Genomic DNA, 12,517 nt, shown 5'->3' on the forward strand with positions numbered 1-12,517 from the left:
TGGGGATGTCTGAATTCGGCGTACCGGCGAGGTCATGCGCCTGGATGATGGCGCTGCCACGGTAGAAGGTGAAAGGCGATTCGATCATGCGGCCATAGCGCAGCGGCACCAGCCGTTCGACACGGCCGGCGCTGTTGATCTCCAGCAACTCGACGGGATCTCGTTCGACGTTGCCGACCGCGACATGCGCGCTGCGGGGAACGTGTTTGCGCGTGCCCTTGCCGCGTTCGCGGCGGGATTCGATGTCTACAGGGGTGTCCACAAGCGCTCCTTGAATTTCGGCTCTGTCTCTGTGCTTTTCTGTGTTATTGCCGGTAGGGATTGCAACGCTCGCCTATCTCCGTAGCATAGGCCACCCCCGCCCCATAAGGGATCTGGTTGCGGGTGCCGCGCTGCGTCACGACGGGACTGTCGCCGCCATCGCCCGTGAGTGGAAAGAACGGGCACGCCAGAAAGCGAAGCGGTAGATCCAAGAAGAGATCGAGAATCAACCAGGGCAGACCAATTTATGCCGCATCGCGCGGAGACGCTTTTTCGGCAGATTCGGCTAAATACTCCGTCCGGATGCTTGACCTTGACATAATCGGAAGCTCTAAAGTGGCCACCGTTATGAAGGAGCTTCCCAATTTTTCAAGGAGCAGTGATGAGTTCCAGCCCGACAGGCAGTGTTGCGATCAGCATCCCGGTCGAAGGCATGACTTGCGCTTCGTGCGTGGGCCGCGTCGAAAAGGCCCTGAGGGCCGTGCCAGGCGTGAACAAGGCCAGCGTCAACCTCGCGACCGAGCGCGCCGACATCACTTTTGACGGGGTACCGAATGTCGAGGCCGCTGTGCAGGCGGTGCAGAAGTCCGGCTATAACGTGGCTTCGAGCACCATTGAGTTATCGGTAACGGGCATGACCTGCGCCTCGTGCGTGGGCCGCGTCGAAAAGGCCCTGAAAGCCGTACCGGGCGTCAACAATGCAACCGTCAACCTCGCGACTGAGCGCGCGCGGATCAGCGCCGCTGGCGGCACCTCGCCCGAAGCCCTGATCCAGGCCGTTGCCAGGGCAGGCTACGAGGCGCAGGTCATCTCGGGCGACACCAGCAACACCGATGCCGTGGCCGAGCGCCAGGCTGTCGAACTGAAGTCGCTAAGGCGCGCCCTGACGATTGCCACGCTTTTCGCCCTCCCCGTTTTCATCATGGAGATGGGCGCGCACCTGGTTCCGGCGTTTCACCACGTGATTGCAAAAAGCATCGGCACGCAGAACAGCTGGTATATCCAGTTCGTGCTCTCGAGCATCGTGCTGTTCGGGCCGGGGCTGCGTTTCTTCAAGAAGGGCATCCCGGCGCTGCTGCGGGGTGCGCCGGATATGAATTCGCTGGTGGCGGTAGGTACCTCCGCCGCCTATGCCTACTCGGCCGTGGCTACGTTTGCGTCGGGCCTGCTTCCCGCCGGCACGGTCAATGTCTACTACGAAGCCGCCGCTGTCATCGTGGCGCTGATCCTGCTTGGCCGCTATATGGAAGCCCGCGCCAAGGGCAACACCTCGGAAGCGATCAAGCGGCTGCTCGGTTTGCAGGCCAAGACCGCGCGTGTGGTGCGTGATGCCGCGACGCTTGAGGTTCCTATCGAAGAAGTGGTCGCGGGCGAGCTGATCGAAGTTCGTCCCGGCGAGCGCATTCCTGTGGACGGCGAAGTCGTGGCCGGCAATAGCTTCATCGACGAATCCATGATCAGTGGCGAACCGGTACCCGTGGAAAAGAAGCCCGGCTCGGAAGTGGTGGGGGGCACTGTCAACCAGAACGGCGCGCTGACATTCCGCGCCACCAAAGTCGGCAACGACACCGTGCTGGCGCAGATCATCCGCATGGTCGAGCAGGCGCAAGGCTCCAAGCTGCCGATCCAGGCGATGGTCGATCGCATCACCATGTGGTTCGTGCCGGCAGTCATGGCCGCCGCCGCGCTGACGTTCGTTATCTGGCTGAGTTTCGGACCGGACCCCGCCCTGACATTCGCGCTTGTCAACGCGGTTGCCGTGCTGATTATTGCCTGCCCGTGCGCGATGGGCCTGGCGACGCCGACGTCGATCATGGTGGGCACCGGGCGCGCGGCGCAAATGGGCGTGTTGTTCCGCAAGGGCGAGGCACTGCAATCCCTGAAGGACGCCAGGGTGGTGGCCGTTGACAAGACCGGAACGCTGACCAAAGGGCGTCCCGAACTGACGGATCTGATCGTTGCCCCGGGACTCGAACGGTCAGTGGTGCTGGGCAAGGTAGCCACTGTCGAAGCGAAGTCCGAACACCCGATTGCACAGGCCATCGTCGATGCCGCCAAGGCGCAAAAGATCGCCCTGGGCACCATCGGGCAGTTCGATTCGATTACGGGCTTTGGGGTCAGCGCCCGGGTGGATGGCGATCTGGTCGAGATTGGCGCCGATCGCTTCATGCGGAAGCTGGGCTTGGATGTCGAAGCGTTCAGCGCGGATGCGGCGCGCCTGGGCGACGAAGGCAAGACACCGTTGTACGCAGCTATCAATGGCCGGCTTGCAGCCATGATTGCCGTAGCCGACCCGATCAAGGAAACTACGGCGGCCGCCATCCAGGCCTTGCACGGCCTTGGCCTGAAGGTTGCCATGATCACCGGCGACAACCGTCGCACCGGCGAGGCAATCGCCCGCCAGTTGGGCATTGATGAGGTGGTTGCCGAAGTGCTGCCCGACGGCAAGGTCGAGGCGGTACAGCGGCTTAAGAAGCAGTACGGTCCTATCGCGTATGTGGGCGATGGCATCAATGACGCGCCGGCGCTGGCCGAGGCCGATGTGGGACTTGCTATCGGTACAGGCACGGACATTGCCATCGAGGCGGCGGACGTGGTGCTGATGTCCGGCGACCTGGGTGGCGTGCCCAACGCGATTGCATTGTCGAAGGCCACGATCCGCAACATCAAGCAGAACCTGTTCTGGGCGTTTGCCTACAACGCTGCCCTGATTCCGGTCGCGGCTGGCCTGCTGTACCCGGTCAACGGCAACTTGCTTTCGCCGGTGTTTGCTGCAGGCGCCATGGCCTTGTCCAGCGTGTTTGTCCTTACCAACGCGCTGCGGCTGCGCGGCTTCGTTGCCCCCTTCGCGGTCAAGGCTTGAGGCGAGACTGGTCCGGCCGGGAGGTCATAGCCGTGTAGGCGGGCTTTTTGGTTAAGCATCGCCATGGTATGAATCTCGAAGGACAGCCCAACTGGCGTGAGCGGCTACCAAGCGGCCGGCTCCCGGCGTCGCCCGGTTTGCCGCGGCGAACCCTGGCATTCCCCCGGACAACGCCAGCCTGGCAAGCAGCAATTCACCGTAGGAATTCAATGTCAGATCAGGGAGTACCGGCCCGGCAATCATCCAGTAGTCGAGGGCTCCCGTGTGACGTCTCCCATCGCGTCTGCCCATACAAGCCGGCGATGCGAAAATGAGAGGATCGGCGAGCTTCGCCGGCCGCCCCGCCGCTTCCCCTTTCCGCATTCCCCTTGCCCCATAACGGTTCCTGACCACCTGATCCGCCAAGCCCGGTCAGGGGCCGGTGGCGCTCGCCACGGCAGGCGGCAAAAATTTCTCCGGCGGCCCGGCAGATTCTCCGATCTCGTGCGTCAGGGATACAGAGACGCTGCGAGCTTATGCCCGGCGTCGCGTGAACCACCCGGCCACCACCCTGTCTCCACCCCCTTTTCGGAAAGGAAAACCGCACCTTGGCTCCCCGCCTGCCCCCGGACACCGGCCGCTCTTGCGCGCCGCCCCTTGCGAGCGCTGCCGCATGAAGCATCCCGCCCCCTCCCAAGCCATGCGGATTGCATCGCGCGCGGCCGCGGCGATCCTGGGCGGCTACCTGCTCGCCTCCGCCAGCATCCTGGCCTGCGCCGCGGTGCTGCCTGGCCTGCGGGCCGAAGCCGTCATGACCACCAGCCTGCTCAGCTACGCCATCTACACCGGCGCGGCGCTCTGGGCCTTCGCGGCCCGCTCGGCCCGCCGCGCCTGGCTGGGGCTGCTGGCGCCATCCGCCGTCCTGCTTGCAACCGCCGCGGCCGGGCACTGGACGCGAGGCCTGCCATGAAAGKGACGTTCCGCCAATCGATGGCATGGCTGCACACCTGGTGTGGCCTGTGGCTGGGCTGGCTGCTGTTCGCCGTGTTCCTGACTGGCAGCCTTAGCGTGTTCGACGGCGCCATCACGCGCTGGATGCAGCCGGAGCGGCTGGAAGTCAGCGCCGGAATGCCCGACCCGGCGCAGGCGCTGGCCCACGCCCAGCGCTACCTGGAGCGCCATGCGCCGCAATCCGGCCACTGGGAAATCGAGTTTCCCTCGCCCGAAGACGCCGCCATGCATGTGCACTGGGACGGGCAGGCCGGTGGCGAGATCCGCCTCGACCCCAACACCGGCGCCGTGCTGCCGGCACCGCGAGACACGCTGGGCGGCCATCACTTCGTGCTCTTCCACTATGAACTGCACGGCGGCATGCTGGGCGTATGGATCGTCGCCTTCGCCACCATGGCCATGCTGGTAGCGCTGGTATCGGGCATCGTCACCCATAAGCGCTTCTTCAAGGATTTCTTCACCTTCCGGCCGGGCAAGGGCCAGCGCTCCTGGCTCGATGCGCACAATGCGCTGGGCGTGCTGACGCTGCCCTTCCTGTTCATGATCTCGTACACGGGACTCATCATCTGGTGGCCCGATACCATGCCGGCGGGGATCCGGACGTACTACGAAGGCAGCGAAGCCAAGCTGTTCGGCGTGCTCGGGCGGGCCGGCTGGCTCGAGCCCAAGGTCCTGCCTCCTCCCGGCGCGCCCGCCACGCTGGTGGCATTGCCCACGCTGCTGGCCGATGCACGCGCACGGCTGGCTGCGGCGGACGACGCCGGCGCAAACGCGATCGCCTCGGTGGCGGTGGCGCGGCCCGGGCGCGGCAACGCCACTGTCAGCATTGCCGGCCTCTATCGCTACGATGGCCTCGCCTTTTCGTCGCAGCGCGAGTTCCGCTACGACGGCGTCACCGGCGCCTACTTGTCGGCCCACGCCGAGGACGAGATGCTGGGCACCGGCGGCGCGGCGCCGCTGGTCGCCGGCTCGGTCATGCGCACGCTGCATATGGCGCGCTTCGGCGGCAATGCGGTGAGGTGGCTCTACCTTGCCTGCGGCCTGGCGGGCTCCGCCATGATCGCCACCGGCCTGCTGCTGTTCTCCACCAAGCGCGGCAACCGCAAGGCGCGCGAGTTCGGCGCCGCCAGCGCGCGCGTCTACGGCACCATCGACCGCCTCAACGTGGCAGCCGTCGCCGGCCTGGCGATTGCCTGCGCTGCCTACCTTTGGGGCAACCGCCTGCTCCCGGTGGCGCTGGAGGCGCGCCACGAGTGGGAAATCGCCGTGTTCTTCTCCATCTGGCTGGCAGCCACGGTGCACGCTTTGGCCAGCCAGCCGGCCAAAGCGTGGCCGCGCCAACTGGCGCTGGCCGGCCTGCTTTGCCTGATCCTGCCGCTGCTCAATGCGCTGACCACGGGCTGGCACCTGCTGCGCTATGCCTCGCTCGGGGACTGGCAAAGCGCCGGCCTGGAACTCGGCGCCCTCACCCTTGGCACCCTGCTGCTGTGGGCCGCCGCCAGGGTGCGCCGGGCCGGCCGCCAGGCCATGCCCCGTTCGCCAGGCAGGCGTGCCGGCGCGGCGGCCACGCCGGGAGAAGCATGATGGCCCTGATATCGATGCCCCCGGCGCTGGCCGCCTCGGCAACCCTGGCCTTGTGTTACGCCGGCATGGCCAGCCTCAGCCTCGCCATGGACCGGCACCACGGACAAATCTGGCGGCGCGATCCCGCCCCTCCGGCACGCTGGCTGCTGCGCGGCTGCGGCTGGCTGCTGCTCGCCCTGGCGGCCTGGCCCTGCCTGCGCGGCTGGGGCGCCAGCATCGGCGCCGTGGTCTGGGCCGGCTCGCTCTGCGCCGGCGCCCTGGCTTACGTGCTGATACTGGCTTATCACCCCCGAACGGCAGCGGCGCTGGCCTTGCCGGCGACGGTCTTTGCCGCCGCCAGGCTGGCGGTGCCGGCGTAGGGCTTGCCAGCGTGCCTCACATGCCAGTTCAACTTCCGCGGCGCGGCCACCCCGGACCGCGCCCTCACCTGGTCAACCGGAAAACCCTTAACGCATGGCGCAGCCTCACCGACTCCTTCCCATCACCGGCATCGCCGTCCTGGCCCTCGCCGCGCTAGGCGCCGTGGCCTGGTGGAGCACGGACGCCGCACCGCGCTACGACACCGTCACCATCGCGCGCGGCGACATCGAAACCAGCGTCACCGCGCTCGGCACCCTGCATCCACGCAGCTATGTCGACGTGGGGGCGCAGGTCTCCGGGCAGATCACCCGCTTGCTCGTGCAGGTGGGCGACACCGTGGAACAAGGCCAGTCGCTGGCCGAGATCGATGCCAGCGTGCCGCGTGCCACGGTGGATGCCGGCCGCGCCGAACTGGCCGGCCTCAAGGCACAACTTGCCGAACAGGAAGCGCTGCACATGCTGGCGCAACAGCAGGATGCGCGCCAGCGCCACCTGGCTGGCCAGGAGGCCACCCGCGACGAAGACGTGCAAACCGCCGCGGCCGCGCTCAAGACCGCCGCTGCGCGCATGGCCCGCCTGCGGGCGCAGATCGAGCAAACGCAGTCCACCCTGAACGGCGACGTCGCCAAGCTGGGCTACACGCGCATCTACGCGCCCATGGCCGGCACGGTGGTCACGCTGGAAGCACGCCAGGGGCAAACCCTGAACGCCACCTACCAGACGCCCGCGCTGCTGCGCATTGCCGACCTCGCCACCATGACGGTGTGGACCGAGGTGTCGGAGGCAGACGTGCGCCGCGTGCGCCCGGGCATGCAGGTCAGCTTCACCACGCTGGGCGGCGAGCAGCGCCGCTGGCGCAGCAAGGTGCGCCAGGTGCTGCCGGCGCCGCCGACCCCGGGCAGCCAGGCCCAGCAGACGCAGGGCAACCAGCAGGCCACGCCGGCGAGCAAGGTCGTGCTGTACACCGTGCTGTTCGACGTCGGGAACAGCGATGGCGAACTGATGCCGCAGATGACCGCCCAGGTCTCCTTTGTCTCCGCCGAAGCGCGCGGCGTGGTGGTCGCCCCGCTGGCCGCGCTGCAGGCCGTGGACGGCAGGCCCGACCGCTTCCGCGCCCGTGTGCTGGACACTGCCGGCAAGGCGCAGGCGCGTGAGATCCGCGTTGGCGTGCAAGACCGCTTGCGCGCGCACATCGTCGATGGGCTGCGCGAAGGCGACCGGCTGATCACCGGCGAGCGCAAGCCTGCAGACGACATGCCGAGGTTCCGCCTGTGAACCTGCCCTTGAACCCACCGGCACTGCTGGAGCTGCGCGGCATCCGCAAGCGCTATGGCGGCGGCAGCGACGGCGCCAGCCCTGCCACCGAAGTGCTGCGCGGTATCTCGCTGCGCATCGAGGCGGGCGAGTTCGTCGCCATCGTCGGCAGTTCCGGCTCGGGCAAATCGACGCTGATGCACCTGCTGGGTTGCCTGGACCGTCCCAGCGAAGGCAGCTACCTGATCTGTGGACAGGACGTGGCGGGATTCGACGCCGACCAGTTGGCATGGCTGCGGCGCGAAGCCTTCGGCTTCGTGTTCCAGGGCTACCACCTGATCGCCACCGAAACGGCGCGCGAGAACGTGGAAGTGCCGGCCATCTATGCCGGCCAGCCCACCGCCGCCCGGCAGGCCCGCGCGGAGGCGCTGCTCACGCAGCTCGGCCTTGCCGGACGCGCCGGCCATCGCCCCGGCCAGCTCTCCGGCGGCCAGCAGCAGCGCGTGTCGATCGCGCGGGCGCTGATGAACGGCGGACGCATCATCCTGGCAGACGAACCCACCGGCGCGCTCGATTCGCGCAGCGGCGCCGAGGTCATGGCGCTGTTGTCGGGGCTGGCGGCTGCCGGGCACACGGTGATCCTGATCACGCACGATCGCGGCATCGCGGCGCAGGCCCGCCGCGTGATCGAGATCCGCGACGGGCTGGTGATATCGGACTCCGCCAGCGCTCGCCATGCGGCGCCCGAGGCCGCCGATGCCAACCCGCCCGCCCAAGGCGCCAACGACGCCGCCCAACTGCTTGCCCGCATGCGCGCGGGCAAGGACCGCCATGCCTCGCTCGCGGCCGACGTGGCCGAGGCCGCGCGCGCCGCGTGGCGCGTGATGTGGAGCAACCGTTTCCGCACCGGGCTGACCCTGCTCGGCATCGTTATCGGCGTCGCCTCGGTGATCGTCATGATGGCGATCGGCAGCGGCTCGCAGTACCAGGTGATGAAGAAGATGGCGGTGTTCGGCGCCAACAAGATGTATGTGGGCGTGCTGCCCCCGACCAGCCGCGACCGGAGCGGGCCGCTCACGCTGGCCGATGTGGAGGCCATCCGCGGCGTGCCGAATGTGGAACTCGCCATGCCGTATATCGAAGGCTTCGTGATGGCGCGGCGCGGCAATGTCGACCACCGCACCGAAGGCGGCGGCGCCACCACGGATTTTGCCGCGGCGCTGGACTGGGGGCTGGCCGAGGGCGTGTACTTCGACGCCCGCGACGAACGCGATCTCGGCAAGGTTGCGGTAATTGGCAAGCGCGTGCGCGATGCCTTGTTCGAGGACGGCAGTGACCCCATCGGCCAGACCATCCTGCTGGACAGCGTGCCGTTCCAGGTCATCGGCGTGCTCGCCGAGAAGGGTGCCCTGGCCGGCAACGCCGACGAGGACGAGCGCGTGGTGGTGCCTTTCTCCACGGCCAGCGCGCGGCTCTACGGCAATCCCTATCCCACCTGGGTCGCGGTTTCAATCCGCGACATGCAGCAAGCCAGACAGACCGAGCAGGCCATCCTGGCCGCCCTCGCCGCCCGGCGCGGCAACCAGGATGCACGCGTGTACAACCGCGCGGAGTCGATCCGCGTAAGCGCGGAGACCGAACGCACCATGACACTGATGCTCGGCCTGATTGCCGCCATCTCGCTGCTGGTCGGCGGCATCGGCGTGATGAACGTCATGCTGATGACGGTGCGCGAGCGCACCCGCGAGATCGGCATCCGCATGGCCACCGGCGCGCGCCAGCGCGACATCCTGCGCCAGTTCCTGACCGAAGCCGTGCTGGTATCGCTGCTCGGCGGCGTAACGGGCGTGGTGCTCGGCATCGCCGTGGGCCTTGCCCTGCAACTGGCCAGGGTGCCGGTGATCTTCTCGCTCACGGCCATCGCCGGCGCCTTTGGCTGCGCCGTAGCCACCGGCCTGCTGTTCGGCTACATGCCAGCCCGCCAGGCGGCTCGCCTCGACCCCGTACAAGCACTGGCAAGCGAATGACAACCATGAGCGCCCTGACTTCCCTCGCCCTGCGCGCGGCCTTGCTGGCGACCGCGCTGGCCACCGGCGGCTGCGCCACGAAGGCCACACCCGAGGCCCCGCTGCCCGCCACGCCCGCGCAATGGCGCTACGCGCCCCCGGACCGGGCCGGCGCCGATCCGGTCAGCATCGACTGGTGGCAATCGCTAGGCAATGCCGAACTGGATGCGCTGGTGCGGCGGGCCCGCGCCGACAATCCCGGCATCGCCGCCGCATACGCCCGGGTGCAGCAGGCACGCGCCAGTGTCACCATTGCCCGCGCACCGCTGTTGCCGGAGCTCACCGGCTCCGCCGACGCCCGGCGCTATGGCGGCTCGGGCATCAGCAGCAGCGACAGCTCGGCCAATTTCCGCCTCGGGCTCGCGGCCAGCTATGAAGTGGACCTGTGGGGCGGCAACCGCGCCGCCGCAGGCAGCGCCGCCGCCTCCTTGCGCGCGGCCGGTTTCGCGCAGGATGCCGTCACGCTGTCGGTGACCGGCGAAGTCGCGCTGGCCTGGCTGCAAACCGTCAGCCTGCGCGAGCGCATCGCCATTGCCACCCGCATGCTGGACAATGCCCGCGGCGTACTGGCCGTGGTCGATGCGCGCCAGCGCGCCGGCAGCGCGACCGCGCTGGAACTGGCGCAGCAGCGCGGCCTGGTGGCCGGCCGGGAGCGCACCTTGCGCCTGCTGGCGCAACGCGCCAACGACAGCCAGGTCGCGCTGGCGATCTTGCTGGGGCAGTCCGCCAGCAGCTTCGAAATCAGCACCGCCAGCCTTGCCGGCCTGCGCGATCCCGCCATCGACAGCGGCCTGCCCGCCGAACTGCTTACGCGCCGCCCCGACCTGGCCGCGGCAGAGGCCAGGCTGGCGGCCGCCGACGGCAATATCGCCGTGGCCCGCGCGCTGATGCTGCCGCGCCTCGCCCTGACCGCCAGCGCCACCGGGCAAAGCGACCGCCTGCACACCCTGTTCGAGAACCCGGTCTACGCCATCGCCGCCGGCGTGCTGGCGCCGATATTCAACGCCGGACGGCTGGCCGCCGGGCATGACATGGCCATCGCGCAGAAGCAGGAATTGCTGGCGGACTACCGCCGCGCCATCGTCGCGGCCTCGGGCGATGTGGAAGTGGCGCTCAACACCATCGCCGGCGTCGGCGCCCAGCGTATCGCACAGGATGAGGAGCTGGCGCAGGCCCGGCGCGCCTTCGCGCTGGCGGAACGCCGCTATCGCGCCGGCGCGGAAACGCTGCTGATCGTGCTGGACGCCCAACGCACCTTTTACGCCGCCGAGGACGATGCCGCCCAGTTGCGCCTGGCTGCCCTGCAAGGCTCGGTGCTCCTGTACAAGGCCCTTGGCGGCGGATGGAGGCCGGATACGCAATGGTAGGGAGATGTGCCCGCCCACTCACGGCAGAAGCACGCCTTGTTTTTGAGTAGCGACCTCGCATACAATGCGAATCATTCTCAATAGCGTTTGGCGCATGGCGCCCGCATTATCCAGGCGCCATGGCCACGGCAGACACGCTTCCCCAGTCGGAACTCCACACGCTCTACCGCAACCACCACAGCTGGCTGGTCAACCTGCTATGGCGCAAGCTGGGCAATGCGGACAACGCCGCCGACCTGGCCCAGGATACGTTCACCCGCCTGCTGGTGGCCTGCGACGCCAGCTCGCTGCGCGAGCCGCGTGCCTACCTGACCACTGTGGCGAGCCGGCTGACGGCGCAATATTTCCGCCGCCTCGCGCTTGAGCGCGCCTATCTCGAAGCGCTGGCCCTCCAGCCGGAAGCCACCGCCCCTTCGCCCGAAACCCGCGCGCTGGTGGTAGAGGCGCTGACCGCCGTGAGCACGGTACTCGACCAGCTCCCCCCACGCGTGTGCGAAGCCTTCCTGCTGTCGCAACTGGATGGCCTGGCCTACCGCGAGATCGCGCAGCGGCTCGACGTCACCGTCAACGTCGTGCAGAAATGGATGAGCAAGGCCTTCCTGCATTGCTACACCGCGGTCTACGGATGACGCCGGCATCCCCGCCCCGATTGCCCATGGCCTCGCGGCAACCATGAAACCCTTCACACCCCAGCTTGCGCCGCAGGCAAGCGATGCCCGTGCAAGCGCACGCATCGAACCGCACGTCATCGCACAGGCGGCGGACTGGATGTCGCGGCTGCAGTCGGGCGCGGCCACCGCTGCCGACCACGCCGCGTGCGAGCAATGGCGGCAAGCCGATCCTGCGCACGAACTGGCCTGGCGGCGCATGGCCCTGCTCGGGCAGGATCTGCGCGCCGGCCTGGACCAGATGCCGGCGGCCGTCGCCCGCAAGGCCCTGCACACGGCCAGCACCGCGGGCACCGCCCGCCGGGCCTCGCGGCGCGCCGCGCTGAAGTCGATTGCCGGCCTGGGTGTCGCGGCGGGCGGGGTCTGCCTGGCGCGCGAGCAACTGTCCTGGCGCAACTGGAACACCTGGACGGCGGACCACCGTACCGGCAGCGGCGAGCGCCGCACCATCGAACTGGCCGACGGCACCCGCGTCGTGCTCAACACAGGCAGCGCCATCGACGTCCGCTTTACGCCGATGCAGCGCGAACTTGTCTTCCTGGCCGGCGAGATCCAGGTGACCACCGGCCATGACCCGGCCGGAAGACCGTTCTCGGTGGCGACCCGCAACGGCAGCATCACACCCATTGGGACGCGCTTTATCGTCCGCGATGGCGTGCTGGCGCCGGACGGCAGCGGCGACAAGCGCGATCCGATCGCTGTCTCCGTGCTCGAAGGCGCGGTGCGGATCCGGGCCCGCCAGCTAAGCGCGCCGCTTCGCCTCGATGCGGGACAGGAGACTGTCTTCACCGCCACCGCCATCGACACGCCGGCCTCCGTTCACCCGCAGGCCGGCGCCTGGCTGGACGGCATGCTGGTGACGGAACAAATGCCGCTGGCCCGGTTCATCGCGGAGCTGGCGCGCTACCGCGCCGGCTCCCTGCGTTGCGATCCGTCGCTGGCCGCATTGCGCGTGTCTGGCGCCTTCCCGCTCGACGATACCGATGCGGTGCTTGCCATCCTCGAAGAAACGCTGCCTGTGCGGGTGCGTTACTTCACGCGCTACTGGGTCTCGGTGGCACCGAAATAAGGCCACGGCACGTTCCAGCGCTTCGCTCCCATGCC

10 protein-coding genes are annotated in these 12,517 nt (G+C 68.3%); 9 read left to right on the forward strand and 1 reads right to left on the reverse strand.

The window, feature by feature from the left end:
- The coding region (locus AC1DT6_RS29235) for a DUF2252 family protein (RefSeq protein ID WP_477111814.1) at positions 1-262 on the reverse strand (262 nt) is incomplete at its 3' end.
- 381 nt (positions 263-643) lie between these two features.
- Here AC1DT6_RS29235 and AC1DT6_RS29240 point away from each other — a divergent pair.
- The 9 genes from AC1DT6_RS29240 to AC1DT6_RS29280 all read left to right on the forward strand — a co-directional run bounded on the left by AC1DT6_RS29240 (position 644) and on the right by AC1DT6_RS29280 (position 12,482).
- Positions 644-3,124, forward strand: a complete 2,481-nt coding sequence (locus tag AC1DT6_RS29240) for a heavy metal translocating P-type ATPase (RefSeq protein WP_441628543.1) — start codon at positions 644-646, stop codon at positions 3,122-3,124.
- A gap of 652 nt (positions 3,125-3,776) precedes the next feature.
- Positions 3,777-4,073 carry a DUF3649 domain-containing protein gene (locus tag AC1DT6_RS29245; protein WP_441628545.1) on the forward strand — a complete coding sequence of 99 codons (297 nt, stop codon included), beginning with the start codon at positions 3,777-3,779 and terminating at the stop codon, positions 4,071-4,073.
- Positions 4,070-5,698: a PepSY-associated TM helix domain-containing protein gene (locus tag AC1DT6_RS29250; RefSeq protein WP_477115152.1), complete on the forward strand. Its 1,629-nt coding sequence runs from the start codon at positions 4,070-4,072 to the stop codon at positions 5,696-5,698. The genes AC1DT6_RS29245 and AC1DT6_RS29250 overlap by 4 nt, the downstream gene beginning before the upstream one ends.
- Entirely contained in the window at positions 5,695-6,057 is a 363-nt protein-coding gene (locus AC1DT6_RS29255; protein WP_441628549.1) for a DUF3325 domain-containing protein, read from the forward strand. The genes AC1DT6_RS29250 and AC1DT6_RS29255 overlap by 4 nt, the downstream gene beginning before the upstream one ends.
- Before the next feature lie 94 nt (positions 6,058-6,151).
- The gene (locus AC1DT6_RS29260) at positions 6,152-7,333 is read left to right on the forward strand and encodes an efflux RND transporter periplasmic adaptor subunit (protein ID WP_477115153.1); all 1,182 of its coding nucleotides are present in this window, start codon (positions 6,152-6,154) and stop codon (positions 7,331-7,333) included.
- Positions 7,330-9,339 carry a MacB family efflux pump subunit gene (locus AC1DT6_RS29265; RefSeq protein WP_477111815.1) on the forward strand — a complete coding sequence of 670 codons (2,010 nt, stop codon included), beginning with the start codon at positions 7,330-7,332 and terminating at the stop codon, positions 9,337-9,339. The genes AC1DT6_RS29260 and AC1DT6_RS29265 overlap by 4 nt, the downstream gene beginning before the upstream one ends.
- Before the next feature lie 5 nt (positions 9,340-9,344).
- The gene (locus AC1DT6_RS29270) at positions 9,345-10,745 is read left to right on the forward strand and encodes an efflux transporter outer membrane subunit (RefSeq protein WP_477115154.1); all 1,401 of its coding nucleotides are present in this window, start codon (positions 9,345-9,347) and stop codon (positions 10,743-10,745) included.
- Positions 10,746-10,864: 119 nt separating this feature from the next.
- Positions 10,865-11,374: a sigma-70 family RNA polymerase sigma factor gene (locus AC1DT6_RS29275; protein ID WP_441628557.1), complete on the forward strand. Its 510-nt coding sequence runs from the start codon at positions 10,865-10,867 to the stop codon at positions 11,372-11,374.
- 43 nt (positions 11,375-11,417) lie between these two features.
- Complete coding sequence (locus AC1DT6_RS29280; RefSeq protein WP_477102553.1) at positions 11,418-12,482, forward strand: FecR domain-containing protein; 1,065 nt, start codon at positions 11,418-11,420, stop codon at positions 12,480-12,482.
- Positions 12,483-12,517: the final 35 nt, after the last annotated feature.

The organism is Cupriavidus sp. 01L45 (genome assembly GCF_056399885.1).

Excerpts from the sequence above, each read along its gene's own strand:
- AC1DT6_RS29240 (WP_441628543.1), top strand. The coding sequence starts at position 644 with ATGAGTTCCAGCCCGACAGGCAGTGTTGCGATCAGCATCCCGGTCGAA.
- AC1DT6_RS29245 (WP_441628545.1), top strand. The coding sequence starts at position 3,777 with ATGAAGCATCCCGCCCCCTCCCAAGCCATGCGGATTGCATCGCGCGCG.
- AC1DT6_RS29255 (WP_441628549.1), top strand. The coding sequence starts at position 5,695 with ATGATGGCCCTGATATCGATGCCCCCGGCGCTGGCCGCCTCGGCAACC.
- AC1DT6_RS29260 (WP_477115153.1), top strand. The coding sequence starts at position 6,152 with ATGGCGCAGCCTCACCGACTCCTTCCCATCACCGGCATCGCCGTCCTG.
- AC1DT6_RS29270 (WP_477115154.1), top strand. The coding sequence starts at position 9,345 with ATGAGCGCCCTGACTTCCCTCGCCCTGCGCGCGGCCTTGCTGGCGACC.
- AC1DT6_RS29275 (WP_441628557.1), top strand. The coding sequence starts at position 10,865 with ATGGCCACGGCAGACACGCTTCCCCAGTCGGAACTCCACACGCTCTAC.
- AC1DT6_RS29280 (WP_477102553.1), top strand. The coding sequence starts at position 11,418 with ATGAAACCCTTCACACCCCAGCTTGCGCCGCAGGCAAGCGATGCCCGT.